The organism is Citrobacter sp. CK199, from assembly GCF_030333285.1.
In the GTDB taxonomy this organism is placed as follows: Bacteria; Pseudomonadota; Gammaproteobacteria; order Enterobacterales; family Enterobacteriaceae; genus Citrobacter_B; species Citrobacter_B koseri.
Genome location: NZ_JAOWGF010000019.1, coordinates 1 through 16,679 on the forward strand (window position 1 = coordinate 1; position 16,679 = coordinate 16,679).

A 16,679-nucleotide genomic window follows, 5' to 3' on the forward strand; every position below is an offset into this window, starting at 1 on the left:
CACTGCAAAGGCAGGTTCTTTAAGGTAAGGAGGTGATCCAACCGCAGGTTCCCCTACGGTTACCTTGTTACGACTTCACCCCAGTCATGAATCACAAAGTGGTAAGCGCCCTCCCGAAGGTTAAGCTACCTACTTCTTTTGCAACCCACTCCCATGGTGTGACGGGCGGTGTGTACAAGGCCCGGGAACGTATTCACCGTGGCATTCTGATCCACGATTACTAGCGATTCCGACTTCATGGAGTCGAGTTGCAGACTCCAATCCGGACTACGACATACTTTATGAGGTCCGCTTGCTCTCGCGAGGTCGCTTCTCTTTGTATATGCCATTGTAGCACGTGTGTAGCCCTGGTCGTAAGGGCCATGATGACTTGACGTCATCCCCACCTTCCTCCAGTTTATCACTGGCAGTCTCCTTTGAGTTCCCGGCCGGACCGCTGGCAACAAAGGATAAGGGTTGCGCTCGTTGCGGGACTTAACCCAACATTTCACAACACGAGCTGACGACAGCCATGCAGCACCTGTCTCACGGTTCCCGAAGGCACATTCTCATCTCTGAAAACTTCCGTGGATGTCAAGACCAGGTAAGGTTCTTCGCGTTGCATCGAATTAAACCACATGCTCCACCGCTTGTGCGGGCCCCCGTCAATTCATTTGAGTTTTAACCTTGCGGCCGTACTCCCCAGGCGGTCGACTTAACGCGTTAGCTCCGGAAGCCACGCCTCAAGGGCACAACCTCCAAGTCGACATCGTTTACGGCGTGGACTACCAGGGTATCTAATCCTGTTTGCTCCCCACGCTTTCGCACCTGAGCGTCAGTCTTCGTCCAGGGGGCCGCCTTCGCCACCGGTATTCCTCCAGATCTCTACGCATTTCACCGCTACACCTGGAATTCTACCCCCCTCTACGAGACTCAAGCCTGCCAGTATCAGATGCAGTTCCCAGGTTGAGCCCGGGGATTTCACATCTGACTTAACAGACCGCCTGCGTGCGCTTTACGCCCAGTAATTCCGATTAACGCTTGCACCCTCCGTATTACCGCGGCTGCTGGCACGGAGTTAGCCGGTGCTTCTTCTGCGGGTAACGTCAATTGCTGCGGTTATTAACCACAACACCTTCCTCCCCGCTGAAAGTACTTTACAACCCGAAGGCCTTCTTCATACACGCGGCATGGCTGCATCAGGCTTGCGCCCATTGTGCAATATTCCCCACTGCTGCCTCCCGTAGGAGTCTGGACCGTGTCTCAGTTCCAGTGTGGCTGGTCATCCTCTCAGACCAGCTAGGGATCGTCGCCTTGGTGAGCCGTTACCCCACCAACAAGCTAATCCCATCTGGGCACATCTGATGGCAAGAGGCCCGAAGGTCCCCCTCTTTGGTCTTGCGACGTTATGCGGTATTAGCTACCGTTTCCAGTAGTTATCCCCCTCCATCAGGCAGTTTCCCAGACATTACTCACCCGTCCGCCACTCGTCAGCAAAGCAGCAAGCTGCTTCCTGTTACCGTTCGACTTGCATGTGTTAGGCCTGCCGCCAGCGTTCAATCTGAGCCATGATCAAACTCTTCAATTTAAGTTTGATGCTCGTGAATTAAACTTCGTAATGAATTACGTGTTCACTCAGAGACTTGGTATTCATTTATTGTCCGAAGACATTAAGAATCCATGTCACTTTGAGTGCCCACACAGATTGTCTGATAAATTGTTAAAGAGCAGTTGCGACGCGCTTTAGCGCTCTGTCGCGAGGTGGCGTATATTACGCTTTCCTCTTTCAGAGTCAACCCTGAATTTCAGGATTTTTCTCTTTAATCAACCGGCTGTTTGTGTGAAGTGATTCACATCCGCCGTGTCGATGGAGGCGCATTATAGGGAGTTCTCCGCAGGCCGCAATAGAAAAATGACAGAAAAATGACTGACTGCTGCATTCCCCAGCAAAACCCCGCCTTATACCCTTTTACACACAGAGTTATCCACAATCCTGGCGATCATTTCCTGAATCTCTCCTTAATAAAGACGCGCTCAATACAGGAATAAAAGGGTATCGAATGGAAAAAGAAAAATTCGCGAGCGTTGCGCAAACGTTTTCGTTACAATGCCACCGCAAAACAAGGATGCCCCGTAAGGGGCGTTAGCTGAGTTTTTCACGAAAAATTCAGCTAACGCTCTCTGTAATAGTCAAATCCAGGGGATTTACCATGCAACAACGTCGTCCAGTCCGCCGCGCTCTGCTCAGTGTTTCTGACAAGGCCGGTATCGTCGAATTCGCCCAGGCACTTTCCGCACGCGGTGTGGAGCTGCTGTCTACAGGGGGCACTGCCCGTCTGTTAGCAGATAAAGGTCTGCCGGTGACCGAAGTTTCCGATTACACCGGTTTCCCGGAAATGATGGATGGACGCGTGAAGACCCTGCATCCGAAAGTACACGGCGGTATTCTCGGTCGCCGTGGTCAGGATGACGGAATTATGGAACAACACGGTATCGCGCCAATCGATATGGTTGTTGTTAACCTGTACCCGTTCGCCCAGACTGTCGCTCGTGAAGGTTGCTCGCTGGAAGATGCCGTAGAGAACATTGATATCGGCGGCCCGACCATGGTGCGCTCCGCAGCCAAGAACCATAAAGATGTCGCTATCGTTGTAAAGAGCAGCGACTACGATGCCATTATTGAAGAGATGGATAGCAACGACGGTTCACTGACCCTTGATACCCGTTTCGATCTCGCCATTAAAGCCTTCGAACACACCGCTGCCTACGACAGCATGATTGCCAACTACTTCGGCAGCATGGTTCCGGCATATCACGGTGAAAGCAAAGAGGCCGCTGGCCGCTTCCCGCGTACCCTGAATCTGAACTTCATTAAGAAGCAGGATATGCGCTACGGCGAAAACAGCCACCAGCAGGCAGCCTTCTATATAGAAGAGAATGTGCAAGAAGCATCTGTTGCGACCGCGCAGCAGGTACAGGGCAAAGCGCTCTCCTACAACAATATCGCCGATACCGATGCGGCGCTGGAGTGTGTGAAAGAGTTCAGCGAGCCCGCCTGCGTCATCGTGAAGCACGCTAACCCGTGTGGCGTGGCGGTAAGCACTTCTATTCTCGACGCTTACGATCGCGCATACAAGACTGACCCGACCTCCGCATTCGGCGGCATCATCGCGTTTAACCGCGAACTGGATGCCGAAACGGCACAGGCCATCATCTCCCGTCAGTTTGTCGAAGTGATCATTGCGCCTTCCGCATCTGAAGACGCCCTGAAGATTACCGCCGCCAAACAGAACGTGCGCGTCCTGACCTGCGGCCAGTGGGCCGAGCGCGTCCCGGGCCTGGACTTCAAACGCGTTAACGGCGGCCTGCTGGTTCAGGATCGTGACCTGGGTATGGTAACGGCAGGCGAACTGCGCGTGGTAACCAAACGTCAGCCGAGCGAGCAGGAACTGCGTGACGCGCTGTTCTGCTGGAAAGTAGCGAAGTTTGTGAAATCCAACGCGATTGTGTACGCGAAAGAGAATATGACTATCGGTATTGGCGCGGGCCAGATGAGCCGCGTTTATTCCGCGAAGATCGCCGGTATTAAAGCGAGCGATGAAGGACTGGAAGTAAAAGGTTCCGCAATGGCATCTGACGCGTTCTTCCCGTTCCGCGACGGTATTGATGCTGCTGCCGCTGTTGGCGTGAGCTGCGTGATCCAGCCCGGTGGCTCCATCCGTGATGATGAAGTCATTGCCGCCGCTGATGAACACGGCATTGCGATGATCTTCACCGACATGCGTCACTTCCGCCATTAATTCACGGAGCAGACAATGAAAGTATTAGTAATCGGCAACGGCGGGCGCGAACACGCCCTGGCGTGGAAAGCGGCGCAATCACCGCAGGTTGAAACCGTGTATGTCGCGCCAGGTAACGCCGGAACAGCGCTGGAACCGGCGCTGCAAAACGTCGCTATTGGCGTCACGGATATTCCGGCACTGTTGAGCTTTGCCCAGAACGAGAAGATCGATCTGACCATCGTCGGCCCGGAAGCGCCGCTGGTGAAAGGCGTGGTGGATACTTTCCGCGCCGCTGGCCTGAAAATCTTTGGCCCAACCGAAGGCGCCGCACAGCTGGAAGGCTCCAAAGCCTTCACCAAGGATTTCCTCGCCCGTCACCAGATTCCGACGGCGGAGTACCAGAACTTCACGGAGATCGAACCCGCGCTGGCTTACCTGCGTGAGAAAGGCGCGCCGATCGTCATTAAAGCCGACGGACTGGCTGCCGGGAAAGGCGTGATTGTGGCGATGACGCTGAGCGAGGCCGAAGCCGCCGTTCATGACATGCTGGCGGGTAACGCGTTTGGCGACGCGGGACACCGTATCGTGATCGAAGAGTTCCTCGACGGTGAAGAAGCGAGCTTCATCGTGATGGTCGATGGCGAACATGTGCTGCCAATGGCCACCAGCCAGGATCACAAACGCGTCGGCGATGGCGATACCGGGCTGAATACCGGCGGTATGGGCGCTTACTCCCCGGCGCCGGTGGTGACCGACGAGGTTCATCAGCGCACGATGGAGCGCATCATTTGGCCAACCGTAAAAGGCATGGCGGCGGAAGGCAATACTTATACCGGCTTCCTGTACGCTGGGTTGATGATCGATAAGCAGGGCAACCCGAAAGTTATCGAATTCAACTGCCGCTTTGGCGACCCGGAAACCCAGCCAATCATGCTGCGTATGAAATCCGATCTGGTTGAACTTTGTCTGGCTGCCTGCGACGGTAAGCTGGACGAGAAAACGTCTGAGTGGGATGAGCGCGCATCGCTCGGCGTGGTGATGGCGGCTGGCGGTTATCCGGGCGACTACCGCACAGGCGATGTGATCCACGGTCTGCCGCTGGAAGAGGTGGCGGACGGTAAGGTATTCCATGCCGGCACCAAACTGGCGGAAGATGACCGGGTCGTAACAAGCGGCGGTCGCGTACTGTGCGCCACTGCGCTAGGCCATACCGTTGCCGAAGCACAGCAGCGTGCCTACGCGCTGATGGCAGATATCCACTGGGATAACTGCTTTAGCCGCAAAGATATCGGCTGGCGCGCGATCGAACGCGAGCAAAACTAACGCTGACACCTCTTATCCGGCCTATGGAGAACAACTGTAGGCCGGATAAGACGCAAGCCGCCATCCGGCAATCATCAGAACGTCTTCTCTATAGGTTGCCAGTGGCAGAAGTCTTCATTGGCCACCAGCAGCAGCTGAGAGCCATCAGGCGCCTCCAGCCATGCCACACTCACCTCTATCGATGAACGCTGCTGACGTCGCTCTATGTGGCTGATAGCCCACGCATCCAGGTCTGGTTTCAACGTTTCGCCTTCGCAGGTAGTTACCGTACGGTCTGCATGCCAGCGTCCCTGACGCAGCACGACGCGTCCCTGACGCAATGCGTCACTGGTCTGGCGGATCTGATTGGCGCGATAGCGGTATAAGGCGATCTGGTCGCTGGAAAGCTGCTGCTTCTGCCCGTCGACTTCATGCTGCATAAAACTGAGCTCGCCATGATCGTCGAAGCGTGCGCGAATATGTTCAGAAGGTTTGCTGTAAATATTGAGTTCAATCAGGGAGAGCATGTCGCCCTGCCAGCGGTATTCGCTGGTTGTGGTGCTGCCGTTACGCCACGGGCTAAAGACCGAGAGCAGATGGACGCCATCGCTGGAATCTTTACGCCAGATGCGTACCGCACCCTGGTCGTCAACATAACCGCTGGCCGTAAACGGTGGAAGCGTCGTGTTATGGCTACAAGCGGACAGCAACAGCGCGCCTGCCAACGTCAGCATACGACGCCAGACAGACAAAAGGGGCGAGAGCGCCCCTTCATTAAAACTGTTCACTGCCACGCGAATTACTTAACTGCGTCTTTCAGTGCTTTACCAGAAACAAACGCCGGTACATTCGCTGCAGCGATTTTGATTTCTTTACCGGTCTGCGGGTTGCGGCCAGTACGCTCAGCGCGGTGGTTCACTTTGAAGGTACCGAAACCAACCAGTTGTACAGCATCGCCTTCTTTCAGAGACTCAGTAATAGCAGCCAGAGTGGATTCCAGAGCAGCTTTAGCCTGGGTTTTGGACAGTTCTGCTTTGTCTGCAATTACATCAATCAGTTGAGTCTTGTTCATAAGTTATCCTTACAATGTGTTTATCGCTTGCTAAGCATCGAGTGCGACGGAAATGCCAGAAAAGCACTCTCCTGCATACACGCACCGATAGCCACTTTTTTTCGCCCCCCAAATGTAGACCAGACGGGGGGCGGAAGGGAAGCCTCCAGGCACGACAAATCAGGCGTTAAATCACGTTTTCTGGTGTCATTGCTCAAAATTTATACCGATATTGCTCTCACCGGCCTCGCGCAGGTCTGCCCGAAGCCCTTTTATCAGCTCAATATCGCGTTCTTCGCAGTCGGCCAAAAGTCGGAATATTTCCCACTGAATGTCCCATTCCTGTTCAACAGCCGGGTTTTCTTTGAGCTCTTCATCGGTCATTTCTCGACCAGCCTGAGTCATTTCCAGCATCGCAACCGTGGTAATGGATGTCTTACTGACCTCAATGGCATGTTCCAGCGTTTCGCCACTGAGACGAGAATGCATTAACTCGCTTAATGCAACGCAGGCATCAATCGCCGGGTAAACGCCGTACAGATCAAAATCGTCAGCAGCCGGAATCGCTTCCTCAAACTTTTCCAGCTGGCTGTCAAAATTGACCTTCGCATCTTTCACCGTCAGCGTTTCCCAGATGAGATCCAGGATTCGGCGGTACACCTGCCCATCGCCAAAACCCGTCTGCTGACAGAACATGGCATAGTTCGGATACATACGCTCGCACAAACAAGCCATAAAGGTGACGTGCTGCCAGCTTTCCAGGCGTTCCAGACGCAGATGAATCGGGTTTTGTAACATGTTGAATTCTCGAAATCAGAAATGAGCCGCAGTGTACCTGAATCAGCGGTGATTTGCTTGCCAGCGCATAAACGCCGGACGCTCTGATGCCACCGCATCCGCCCAGCGCGTCGGTTCCGGCAGACGGTAGCCTTGCATACAGCGCTGCACCCACGCCAACGCGCTGTCGGTACTCACGCGATGTCCGGTCGCGATAAACAGCGGGTTACAGCGCGCTTTGCTGCGCCAGACCCAGGCTAACTGCTCGCCTTTGTCCATCAGCGGGGCCAGCGCGCCAGGTTCGGCGGAAAGCGGCTCAAACTTGCCGCACAGCCGTTTTTTCGCTACGCCGATGGTGGGTACATCCATCATCAATCCAAAGTGGCTTGCCACCCCCAGACGACGCGGGTGGGAAATACCGTGCCCATCGACAAAGACTAAATCCGGTTTTTGTGACAGCTGTTCCCACGCCGCCAACAGCGCAGGATACTCGCGAAAGGAGAGGAAGCCGGGGATATACGGCATGGTAGTGGCGATACGCGCCACTTTGTATTCCACCAGCTCAAGCGCTGGATACGTCAACAGCACCATCGCCGCTCGCGTCACTTCCCCGCCCTGCTCGAACCCAACATCCGCCCCGGCGATCAGATCCGGCGGATCGTTATCAAGGCGATCCTCGCGGATCACCGACGAGGCGAGTTCAATTTGTTGAGCGCGTAGCGACGCGAGATCCATAATGACTCCTTAGCGGTGGTACTGTTCAGACAAGCGGTGTACCGCATCAACAAATGCGCCCGCGTGCTCCGGCGGCACATCCTGGTGGATGCCGTGTCCAAGATTAAAGACGTGGCCTTCACCCTGGCCGAATCCGGCGAGAATCGTCGCCACTTCCTCTTCAATGCGCGCCGGTGGCGCATAGAGCATGGACGGGTCCATATTGCCCTGTAGCGCCACTTTATGGCCCACGCGACGGCGCGCGTCGGCAATATCGGTTGTCCAGTCGAGACCTAACGCATCACACCCGGTTTCCGCCATCGCCTCCAGCCACTGGCCGCCACCTTTGGTGAATAACGTGACCGGTACACGGCGACCGTCGTTTTCCCGTAGTAAACCATCAACGATTTTATGCATGTAATACAGCGAGAACTGCTGGTAATCGCGCCCCGTCAGCACGCCGCCCCAGGTGTCGAAAATCATGACCGACTGCGCGCCCGCTTTAATCTGCGCGTTGAGATACAGAGTGACGCTTTTCGCCAGCTTATCGAGCAGCGCATGCAGCGCCTGCGGATCGGCATACATCATTTTTTTGATGACGGTAAAGGCTTTGCTGCTGCCGCCTTCCACCATGTAAGTCGCCAGCGTCCACGGGCTGCCGGAAAAACCAATCAGCGGAACGTCACCTTTCAACTCGCGGCGAATCGTACGCACCGCGTTCATCACGTAGCCCAGTTCGTCTTCCGGGTCAGGAATCGGTAGCTTATCGACATCCGCTTTACAGGCGACTGGCGAAGTAAAGCGCGGGCCTTCCCCGGCCTCAAAATAGAGTCCCAGCCCCATCGCATCCGGGATGGTCAGAATGTCCGAGAAGAGGATCGCCGCATCAAGCGGGTAGCGCCGCAGCGGTTGTAGCGTAACTTCGCACGCCAGCTCAGCATTTTTGCACAGCGACATAAAATCGCCTGCTTGTGCGCGGGTGGCTTTGTACTCCGGCAGATAGCGGCCTGCCTGGCGCATCATCCATACCGGGGTAACATCAACGGGCTGGCGCAGCAGCGCACGCAGATAACGATCGTTCTTCAGTTCGGTCATTTTGCAGTTCCTTCATTGCGTCAGGGTGCCAGTGTACCATCACTCATACTCAGCCCGACACATTGCCACAGTATCTTCGATCAAACGACGCGCCACCGTGCCCGGCGGCGGCAATAACGGAAGATCGTCATAGCGATACCAGCCCGCCTCCAGCAGCTCTTTCGGGTCGATGACAATCTCGCCGCTGTCATACTCCGCCATAAACGCCGTCATCAGCGATTGCGGGAACGGCCAGGGCTGTGAGGTCACGTAACGCAAATTTTTCACTTTGATGCCGCTCTCTTCCATCACCTCGCGCGCGACCGCCTGCTCTAAGGTCTCCCCCACTTCCACAAACCCGGCCAGCACCGTATGAACACCGTTACGATGGCGCGTATGCTGGGCCAGTAAAATGGAATCGGCGCGCCGGATGGCGACAATAATGCAGGGAGCAATCTGCGGATAGTAACGCTCGCGGCAGTGGCTGCACAGCATCGCCCATTCGGTCTTGCTCGGATACATGGGGTGGCCACAGTAACCGCAGAATTTGTGCGAACGGTAAAATTCCGCCAGCTGCACGCCCCGCCCCGCCAGTTGAAACAGGCCAACGTCCCGATCGATGACCTGCCGTACCGACCCCATATCATGCCGACGATGCTGTAACACCAGCCAGACAGGCTCCCCTTCCCACTCGCCAATCAGGAGTGCGCGCTGCCCCACAAGATCGAAATTTGTCGCTTCGCCATATGGCAATTCTCCACGAGGCAACCATAATTTTTGCTCGTGACTGACGATCCACCAACCGTGATCTAATTTTTCAATAATACGATCCATAGCTCTTGCACTACCTTTGCTTCACTGGCATGTTGTTAACATTATATTTACATTTTTCAGGTGAGCAGTTTTAAATCTAAACTTGCGGAGTCAATCATGCTAAACCAGCTGGAAAGCCTGACGGAACACGTCGAAGGAAGTAATAAACTGGTTGATCGCTGGCTACATGTACGTAAGCACCTGCTCGTGGCTTACTACAATCTGGTTGGCATTAAGCCTGGCAAAGAATCGTACATGCGGCTGAATGAAAAAGCGCTGGATGATTTTTGTCAGGGCCTGGTCGACTACCTTTCCGCCGGACACTTCAGTATTTATGAACACATTATCCGAGAAATGGAAGAGGGAAACCCGCGTTCGACCGCAACGCGCCTCCATTCATTGCTGGAAGCCAATACTCAACAGATCATGGAATATTACGACTCCAGCCTGGAGAACGCGATCGATCACGATAATTATGCGGAGTTTCAGCAAGTGCTCTCCGACATCGGCGAAGCGCTGGAAGCGCGGTTTACGCTGGAAGATAAACTCATCCTGCTGGCCTTCGACAATAATCTAACGCTTAATGCCCAGGATGAAAGCGGAATTGCACGGCCTGCTTGAGTTATGAATCAGTAACGAGTAATTTACATCCATTGCCCCGTCGCCGGGGTTACATCTTGTCGGAGTGCCGTGTGTGAAAACACAGGCTGAGACCGTTAATTCGGGATCCGCGGAACCTGATCAGGCTAATACCTGCGAAGGGAACAAGAGTAAACTGCTTTATGCGTCAGCCTGTACGGGCAACGCGCATCCATTACTCCATCCGTCGTCTGACAAGCCACGTCCTTCACTTTTTGGAATGAGCTATGTCTGCAACAAAATTGACTCGCCGCGAACAACGCGCCCAGGCCCAACACTTTATCGACACCCTGGAAGGCACCGCCTTTCCGAACTCAAAACGTATTTATATTACCGGCTCACAACCGGACATCCGCATTCCGATGCGCGAAATCCAGCTCAGCCCCACGCTCATCGGCGGCAGCAAAGATAATCCGCAATACGAAGAGAACGAAGCCATCCCGGTCTATGACACCTCTGGCCCCTATGGCGATCCTGATGTCGCCATTAACGTTCAGCAGGGGCTGGCAAAACTGCGTCAGCCCTGGATTGAGGCTCGTGCAGACAGCGAAGAATTGACCGACCGTAGCTCGGCGTACACCAAAGAACGTCTGGCCGATGATGGACTGGACGAGCTGCGTTTTACGGGGCTGCTCACGCCGAAGCGCGCCAAAGCGGGCAAGTGCGTAACGCAACTGCACTATGCGCGTCAGGGAATTGTGACCCCGGAAATGGAGTTTATCGCTATTCGTGAAAACATGGGGCGTGAGCGCATTCGCGGCGATGTGTTACGCCAGCAGCATCCGGGCGTTGGGTTTGGCGCGCGCCTGCCGGAAAACATCACGCCAGAATTTGTTCGTGACGAAGTGGCCGCCGGTCGCGCGATTATCCCGGCCAACATCAACCACCCGGAATCCGAACCGATGATCATCGGACGCAACTTCCTGGTGAAGGTCAACGCCAATATCGGCAACTCAGCGGTCACTTCCTCCATTGAAGAAGAGGTGGAAAAACTGGTGTGGTCAACGCGCTGGGGCGCAGATACGGTGATGGACCTCTCAACCGGTCGCTATATTCACGAAACCCGCGAGTGGATCCTGCGTAACAGCCCGGTACCTATCGGCACCGTGCCGATCTATCAGGCGCTGGAGAAAGTGAACGGGATCGCCGAAGATCTCACCTGGGAAGCCTTCCGCGACACGCTGCTGGAGCAGGCGGAACAGGGGGTAGACTACTTCACCATCCACGCGGGCGTGCTACTGCGCTATGTGCCAATGACCGCAAAACGTCTGACCGGTATCGTCTCGCGCGGCGGTTCGATCATGGCGAAATGGTGCCTCTCTCACCATCAAGAAAACTTCCTCTACGAGCACTTCCGCGAAATCTGCGAGATCTGCGCCGCTTACGATGTCTCGCTGTCGCTGGGCGACGGTCTGCGTCCGGGATCGATTCAGGATGCGAACGACGAAGCGCAGTTTGCCGAGCTGCACACGCTGGGCGAGCTGACCAAAATTGCCTGGGAGTACGACGTGCAGGTGATGATTGAAGGCCCTGGCCACGTACCGATGCAGATGATCCGCCGTAACATGACCGAAGAGCTGGAACACTGCCACGAAGCGCCGTTCTACACCTTAGGGCCACTGACCACCGATATTGCGCCGGGCTACGACCACTTCACCTCCGGTATTGGCGCGGCAATGATTGGCTGGTTTGGCTGCGCCATGCTCTGCTACGTAACGCCAAAAGAGCACCTCGGCCTGCCGAACAAAGAGGATGTGAAACAGGGGCTGATCACCTACAAAATCGCGGCGCATGCCGCCGACCTGGCAAAAGGCCATCCTGGCGCGCAAATCCGAGATAACGCCATGTCGAAAGCCCGCTTTGAGTTCCGCTGGGAAGACCAGTTTAACCTGGCGCTTGACCCGTTCACCGCCCGCGCCTACCACGACGAAACCCTGCCGCAGGAATCCGGTAAAGTGGCGCACTTCTGTTCCATGTGCGGCCCCAAATTCTGCTCAATGAAGATCAGCCAGGAAGTCCGCGACTACGCGGCGGCGCAGACCATCGAGGTAGGAATGGCGGATATGTCAGAAAACTTCCGCGCCAAAGGCGGTGAAATCTATCTCAGGAAGGAGGAGGCATAATGTATCAGCCCGATTTCCCAGCGGTGCCTTTCCGCCTGGGGCTTTATCCGGTCGTTGATAGCGTGCAATGGATCGAACGCTTGCTGGAGGCGGGTGTCCGCACCCTCCAGCTACGTATCAAAGACAAGCGCGACGAAGAGGTGGAGGACGACGTATCAGCCGCTATCTCGCTGGGCCGCCGCTACAATGCCCGCCTGTTCATCAATGACTACTGGCGACTGGCGATCAAGCACAACGCTTACGGAGTGCATCTCGGTCAGGAAGATCTGGAAACCACCGACCTGAAGGCGATTCAGGCTGCCGGGCTGCGCTTAGGCGTTTCCACCCACGATGACATGGAAATCGACATAGCGCTGGCGGCCAGACCGTCTTATATCGCACTCGGCCACGTATTCCCGACGCAAACCAAACAGATGCCGTCCGCGCCGCAAGGACTGGAGCAGCTGGCGCGCCATATTGAACGTCTTGGCGATTACCCCACCGTTGCCATCGGCGGGATCAGCCTCGAACGCGCCTCGCCGGTGCTGAAAACTGGCGTGGGCAGTATTGCCGTCGTCAGCGCCATTACCCGGGCGGAAGACTGGCGCGAAGCAACGGCGCAGTTACTGGCAATCGTGGGGGCTGGCGATGAATGATCGCGACTTTATGCGCTACAGCCGACAAATTTTGCTCGGCGATATCGCCATTGAAGGGCAGCAAAAATTGCTCGCCAGCCGGGTTCTGATTGTCGGGCTGGGCGGTTTGGGTTCCCCTGCGGCGCTCTATCTGGCGGGCGCTGGCATCGGTACGCTGGTTTTAGCCGACGATGACGAAGTACATCTGAGCAATCTGCAACGGCAAATCCTGTTCACCACAGATGATATTGCCCGCCCTAAATCCCAGGTGACAAAGCAGCGGCTGGCACGGCTGAACCCGGATATTGAACTGCTGGCGTTACAGCAGCGCCTCACTGGCGATGCGCTCCGCCATGCGGTTGAGCGCGCCGATGTGGTGCTCGACTGTACCGACAACATGGCGACCCGTCAGGAGATCAACGCCGCCTGCGTCGCGCTGGATACTCCACTTATTACCGCCAGCGCCGTCGGCTTTGGCGGCCAGTTGATGGTGCTGACGCCGCCCTGGGAACAGGGCTGCTACCGCTGCCTGTGGCCGGATGATGAAGAACCGGAACGCAACTGCCGCACGGCAGGGATCGTCGGCCCCGTTGTCGGCGTGATGGGAACATTGCAGGCGCTGGAAGCCATCAAGTTACTGAGCGGGATGGACATCCCCGGCGGCGAGTTGCGGTTATTCGATGCCAAAACCAGCCAGTGGCGCAGTCTGGCATTGCATCGCGCCAGCGGTTGCCCGGTATGCGGAGGGCGTCATGCAGATTCAGTTCAATGATGAACCTATGCAGTGCGCTGACGGCCTGTCCGTTATCGATCTGCTCACTCAGCTTAACCAACTGAAACCAGGGGCGGCGCTGGCGCTGAATCAACAGATCCTGCCGCGTGAACAGTGGGAACAGCAAATCGTGCAGGAAGGCGACCAGATCCTGCTTTTTCAGGTTATTGCAGGGGGTTGATATGTTACGTATTGCAGATAAAACGTTTGATTCACATCTGTTCACCGGCACGGGGAAATTTGCCTCTTCACAGCTGATGGTCGAGGCGATTCGCGCTTCCGGCAGCCAGCTGGTCACGCTGGCGATGAAACGCGTGGATTTACGCCAGCACAATGACGCGATTCTGGCACCGCTTATTGATGCCGGGGTAACGCTGCTTCCCAATACCTCCGGTGCGAAAACAGCGGAAGAAGCCATCTTCGCCGCGCAACTGGCGCGGGAAGCCTTGGGCACACACTGGCTGAAACTGGAGATTCACCCCGACGCGCGCTGGCTGCTACCGGACCCTGTCGAAACGCTGAAAGCCGCAGAAGCGCTGGTAAAACAGGGGTTCGTCGTGCTGCCCTACTGCGGCGCCGACCCGGTGTTGTGCAAACGTCTTGAGGAGGTTGGCTGCGCCGCCGTCATGCCGCTCGGTGCGCCCATTGGTTCAAATCAGGGGCTGGAGACGCGCGCGATGCTGGAGATCATCATCCAACAGGCCACCGTTCCGGTGGTGGTCGATGCCGGTATCGGCGTTCCCAGCCACGCCACACAGGCGCTGGAAATGGGCGCTGACGCGGTACTGGTGAATACGGCGATTGCGGTAGCGGATGATCCGGTGATGATGGCGCAGGCTTTTCGCCTGGCGGTTGAAGCCGGAGTTATGGCGCGTCGGGCCGTACCCGGAACGCGCAGCAGCTACGCTCAGGCCACCAGCCCGCTCACCGGATTTCTGGAGGCTTCGGCATGAAAACGTTCACCGACCGCTGGCAACAGTTGGACTGGGACGATATTCGCCTGCGCATCAACAGCAAAACCGCCGCCGATGTGGAACGGGCGCTTAACGCCACGCAACTTAGCCGCGACGACATGATGGCGCTGCTTTCACCCGCCGCCAGCGACTATCTGGAGCCGTTGGCCCAACGAGCGCAGCGCCTTACCCGTCAGCGCTTTGGCAATACCGTCAGCTTTTATGTGCCGCTGTATCTCTCTAATCTGTGCGCCAACGACTGCACTTACTGCGGCTTTTCAATGAGTAACCGCATTAAGCGCAAGACGCTGGATGAAACAGAAATAGGCCGTGAGTGCGAGGCGATTCGCGAGCTGGGTTTTGAGCATCTCCTGCTGGTCACTGGCGAGCACCAGGCCAAAGTCGGCATGGACTATTTTCGTCGTCATTTGCCCGCTATCCGTCGCCAGTTTTCTTCACTCCAGATGGAAGTACAGCCGCTGGCGGAAGAAGAGTATAGCGAGTTAAAAACGCTGGGGCTTGACGGCGTGATGGTCTACCAGGAGACCTACCATGAGGCGATTTACGCACAGCACCATCTGAAAGGGAAAAAGCAGGATTTCTTCTGGCGGCTGGAAACCCCGGACAGGCTGGGTCGGGCAGGTATCGACAAAATTGGTCTCGGCGCGTTGATTGGGCTGTCTGATAGCTGGCGTGTGGACTGCTACATGGTAGCCGAGCATCTGCTCTGGATGCAGAAGCATTACTGGCAGAGCCGCTACTCTATCTCCTTCCCTCGCCTGCGACCGTGTACTGGCGGCGTCGAACCCGCCTCCATCATGGATGAGCGCCAGTTGGTGCAAACCATTTGCGCATTTCGTCTGCTGGCGCCGGAGATTGAACTGTCGCTCTCAACGCGCGAATCGCCGTGGTTTCGCGATCACGTTATTCCTTTGGCGATTAATAACGTCAGCGCATTTTCAAAAACGCAGCCAGGCGGCTATGCCGATAATCATCCCGAGCTGGAGCAGTTTTCTCCTCATGACGATCGCCGACCAGAAGCCGTTGCTAATGCACTGACCGCACAGGGGTTACAGCCCGTCTGGAAAGACTGGGATAGTTATCTGGGGCGTGCTTCGCAAACATAATGCACGAACGTGACACGGCGTAATTTTTTTGCGCGCCGGTGCGTAATACAAAAAACGGGAGATTGTCGTCAGGCTCCCGTTTTTTTATGTTGTCATGGTCGGCAGCGGACGCTGACCAGGGCGAAAAATTCCTTCCTCATTTCGCCCTGCCTTCACATCTGGTCAGACAGTCTTTGCAGACCCCATCGGATTACTGCAACCGGTTTCAGTTTTTGTGTGATGCTTTACACACATTCACTTTAAGACGGTTGTTCTCCCCCCGGCCACAGGCTAAAGATGAAGAACCAAGGGAACCGTGAGAGCCGATTATGAAGAATATCGTTTTATGCTGTGCCGCCGGGATGTCCACCAGCATGCTGGTGCAACGGATGAAAGACGCCGCGCAGAAGAAAGGGGTTGAAGTCAGTATCAAAGCTGTTCCGGTGGCTGAATTTAAAGAAAACATCGCCACTGCGGATATTGTTTTGCTTGGCCCTCAGGTCAAGTATGAACAGGCGAAATTGCAGGCGCTTGCCGACCCCTTAGGTAAAAAGGTCGCGGTTATCGACATGATGGATTACGGCATGATGAAAGGCGATGCCGTGCTGGAAAAAGCCCTCAAGCTCATGGAGTAATAGCATGGAAGAGTTAGAGACGATCATCATGGAGCTGCTGGTCAACGCAGGCGCAGCCCGTAGTTCGGCGCTGACCGCACTGCAACTGGCGCGAAAAGGCGATTTTGCTGGCGCCGAGAAAGCGATGGAAGAGTCGCGCGAGTTTGTCAAACTGGCACACGGCATCCAGACAAAGCTGATTGGGATTGATGAAGGAACCGGAAAACTGCCTGTTAATCTGATCACCGTTCATTCCCAGGATCATCTGATGAACGCGATGGTTATTCAGGATTTGGCGGGGGATATGATTGAGCTTTATCGTCGGTTGCCACTGGTGAATTAAGACCCGTTGCCGGATGGCGGCTA

17 protein-coding genes, 1 rRNA gene and 1 riboswitch are annotated in these 16,679 nt (G+C 55.7%); of the genes, 11 read left to right on the forward strand and 7 right to left on the reverse strand.

The annotated features are described in order from the left end of the window. Window positions 1-25: 25 nt before the first annotated feature. A 16S ribosomal RNA gene (locus OGX75_RS00990) occupies window positions 26-1,567 on the reverse strand. Between the two features lie 622 nt (window positions 1,568-2,189). Between OGX75_RS00990 and purH the strand changes: the two genes are divergently transcribed. Together purH and purD are read left to right on the forward strand one after the other, a co-directional pair. Next, a complete protein-coding gene (gene purH / locus OGX75_RS00995) occupies window positions 2,190-3,779 on the forward strand; it encodes a bifunctional phosphoribosylaminoimidazolecarboxamide formyltransferase/IMP cyclohydrolase (RefSeq protein WP_286450942.1) in 1,590 nt (529 codons plus the stop codon). Between the two features lie 15 nt (window positions 3,780-3,794). Beyond that, window positions 3,795-5,084 (forward strand): phosphoribosylamine--glycine ligase, encoded by a 1,290-nt coding sequence (gene purD / locus OGX75_RS01000; RefSeq protein WP_130028934.1) that lies wholly within the window; start codon window positions 3,795-3,797, stop codon window positions 5,082-5,084. Between the two features lie 74 nt (window positions 5,085-5,158). Here the strand turns inward: purD and OGX75_RS01005 are convergent, their stop codons facing one another. The 6 genes from OGX75_RS01005 to nudC form a co-directional block, all read right to left on the reverse strand. After that, window positions 5,159-5,851 carry a DUF1481 domain-containing protein gene (locus OGX75_RS01005; RefSeq protein ID WP_024130651.1) on the reverse strand — a complete coding sequence of 231 codons (693 nt, stop codon included), beginning with the start codon at window positions 5,849-5,851 and terminating at the stop codon, window positions 5,159-5,161. Window positions 5,852-5,862: 11 nt separating this feature from the next. Beyond that, the gene (gene hupA, locus OGX75_RS01010; RefSeq protein ID WP_001044509.1) at window positions 5,863-6,135 is read right to left on the reverse strand and encodes a nucleoid-associated protein HU-alpha; all 273 of its coding nucleotides are present in this window, start codon (window positions 6,133-6,135) and stop codon (window positions 5,863-5,865) included. A gap of 186 nt (window positions 6,136-6,321) precedes the next feature. Further along, complete coding sequence (locus OGX75_RS01015) at window positions 6,322-6,912, reverse strand: YjaG family protein (protein ID WP_012133796.1); 591 nt, start codon at window positions 6,910-6,912, stop codon at window positions 6,322-6,324. A 42-nt stretch (window positions 6,913-6,954) separates the two neighbouring features. Next, complete coding sequence (nfi, locus tag OGX75_RS01020; RefSeq protein ID WP_286450943.1) at window positions 6,955-7,626, reverse strand: deoxyribonuclease V; 672 nt, start codon at window positions 7,624-7,626, stop codon at window positions 6,955-6,957. Window positions 7,627-7,635: 9 nt separating this feature from the next. Then, window positions 7,636-8,700, reverse strand: a complete 1,065-nt coding sequence (hemE, locus tag OGX75_RS01025) for a uroporphyrinogen decarboxylase (RefSeq protein ID WP_012133798.1) — start codon at window positions 8,698-8,700, stop codon at window positions 7,636-7,638. Window positions 8,701-8,739: 39 nt separating this feature from the next. Continuing rightward, window positions 8,740-9,513 carry an NAD(+) diphosphatase gene (gene nudC / locus OGX75_RS01030; RefSeq protein WP_047459742.1) on the reverse strand — a complete coding sequence of 258 codons (774 nt, stop codon included), beginning with the start codon at window positions 9,511-9,513 and terminating at the stop codon, window positions 8,740-8,742. Between the two features lie 96 nt (window positions 9,514-9,609). Here nudC and OGX75_RS01035 point away from each other — a divergent pair, with 96 nt between their 5' ends. The 9 genes from OGX75_RS01035 (at window position 9,610) to OGX75_RS01075 (ending at window position 16,656) form a co-directional block, all read left to right on the forward strand. Continuing rightward, window positions 9,610-10,113: an Rsd/AlgQ family anti-sigma factor gene (locus tag OGX75_RS01035; protein ID WP_012133800.1), complete on the forward strand. Its 504-nt coding sequence runs from the start codon at window positions 9,610-9,612 to the stop codon at window positions 10,111-10,113. Between the two features lie 50 nt (window positions 10,114-10,163). Then, window positions 10,164-10,273, forward strand: a riboswitch (TPP riboswitch). 85 nt (window positions 10,274-10,358) lie between these two features. After that, window positions 10,359-12,254, forward strand: coding sequence for a phosphomethylpyrimidine synthase ThiC (gene thiC, locus OGX75_RS01040; RefSeq protein WP_049008958.1), 1,896 nt, complete (start codon window positions 10,359-10,361; stop codon window positions 12,252-12,254). Next, window positions 12,254-12,889: a thiamine phosphate synthase gene (gene thiE, locus OGX75_RS01045; protein ID WP_275148037.1), complete on the forward strand. Its 636-nt coding sequence runs from the start codon at window positions 12,254-12,256 to the stop codon at window positions 12,887-12,889. Before thiC ends, thiE begins: the two co-directional genes overlap by 1 nt. Then, a complete protein-coding gene (gene thiF / locus OGX75_RS01050; RefSeq protein ID WP_012133803.1) occupies window positions 12,882-13,640 on the forward strand; it encodes a thiazole biosynthesis adenylyltransferase ThiF in 759 nt (252 codons plus the stop codon). Before thiE ends, thiF begins: the two co-directional genes overlap by 8 nt. Beyond that, window positions 13,621-13,821 (forward strand): sulfur carrier protein ThiS, encoded by a 201-nt coding sequence (thiS, locus tag OGX75_RS01055; RefSeq protein ID WP_012133804.1) that lies wholly within the window; start codon window positions 13,621-13,623, stop codon window positions 13,819-13,821. Before thiF ends, thiS begins: the two co-directional genes overlap by 20 nt. Before the next feature lies 1 nt (window position 13,822). Then, window positions 13,823-14,593: a thiazole synthase gene (gene thiG, locus OGX75_RS01060; protein WP_012133805.1), complete on the forward strand. Its 771-nt coding sequence runs from the start codon at window positions 13,823-13,825 to the stop codon at window positions 14,591-14,593. Beyond that, on the forward strand, window positions 14,590-15,720 hold the full coding sequence (gene thiH, locus OGX75_RS01065; RefSeq protein ID WP_012133806.1) for a 2-iminoacetate synthase ThiH: 1,131 nt from the start codon (window positions 14,590-14,592) through the stop codon (window positions 15,718-15,720). Before thiG ends, thiH begins: the two co-directional genes overlap by 4 nt. 308 nt (window positions 15,721-16,028) lie before the next feature. Next, window positions 16,029-16,334 carry a PTS sugar transporter subunit IIB gene (locus tag OGX75_RS01070; protein ID WP_012133808.1) on the forward strand — a complete coding sequence of 102 codons (306 nt, stop codon included), beginning with the start codon at window positions 16,029-16,031 and terminating at the stop codon, window positions 16,332-16,334. Window positions 16,335-16,338: 4 nt separating this feature from the next. Beyond that, a complete protein-coding gene (locus OGX75_RS01075) occupies window positions 16,339-16,656 on the forward strand; it encodes a PTS lactose/cellobiose transporter subunit IIA (protein ID WP_012133809.1) in 318 nt (105 codons plus the stop codon). Window positions 16,657-16,679: the final 23 nt, after the last annotated feature.

Coding starts and splice junctions, on each gene's coding strand:
- hemE (WP_012133798.1), bottom strand. CDS start 8,700: ATGACCGAACTGAAGAACGATCGTTATCTGCGTGCGCTGCTGCGCCAG.
- thiG (WP_012133805.1), top strand. CDS start 13,823: ATGTTACGTATTGCAGATAAAACGTTTGATTCACATCTGTTCACCGGC.
- thiH (WP_012133806.1), top strand. CDS start 14,590: ATGAAAACGTTCACCGACCGCTGGCAACAGTTGGACTGGGACGATATT.
- OGX75_RS01015 (WP_012133796.1), bottom strand. CDS start 6,912: ATGTTACAAAACCCGATTCATCTGCGTCTGGAACGCCTGGAAAGCTGG.
- nfi (WP_286450943.1), bottom strand. CDS start 7,626: ATGGATCTCGCGTCGCTACGCGCTCAACAAATTGAACTCGCCTCGTCG.
- OGX75_RS01070 (WP_012133808.1), top strand. CDS start 16,029: ATGAAGAATATCGTTTTATGCTGTGCCGCCGGGATGTCCACCAGCATG.
- purD (WP_130028934.1), top strand. CDS start 3,795: ATGAAAGTATTAGTAATCGGCAACGGCGGGCGCGAACACGCCCTGGCG.
- OGX75_RS01075 (WP_012133809.1), top strand. CDS start 16,339: ATGGAAGAGTTAGAGACGATCATCATGGAGCTGCTGGTCAACGCAGGC.
- thiF (WP_012133803.1), top strand. CDS start 12,882: ATGAATGATCGCGACTTTATGCGCTACAGCCGACAAATTTTGCTCGGC.
- thiC (WP_049008958.1), top strand. CDS start 10,359: ATGTCTGCAACAAAATTGACTCGCCGCGAACAACGCGCCCAGGCCCAA.
- nudC (WP_047459742.1), bottom strand. CDS start 9,513: ATGGATCGTATTATTGAAAAATTAGATCACGGTTGGTGGATCGTCAGT.
- OGX75_RS01035 (WP_012133800.1), top strand. CDS start 9,610: ATGCTAAACCAGCTGGAAAGCCTGACGGAACACGTCGAAGGAAGTAAT.
- thiE (WP_275148037.1), top strand. CDS start 12,254: ATGTATCAGCCCGATTTCCCAGCGGTGCCTTTCCGCCTGGGGCTTTAT.
- thiS (WP_012133804.1), top strand. CDS start 13,621: ATGCAGATTCAGTTCAATGATGAACCTATGCAGTGCGCTGACGGCCTG.
- hupA (WP_001044509.1), bottom strand. CDS start 6,135: ATGAACAAGACTCAACTGATTGATGTAATTGCAGACAAAGCAGAACTG.
- purH (WP_286450942.1), top strand. CDS start 2,190: ATGCAACAACGTCGTCCAGTCCGCCGCGCTCTGCTCAGTGTTTCTGAC.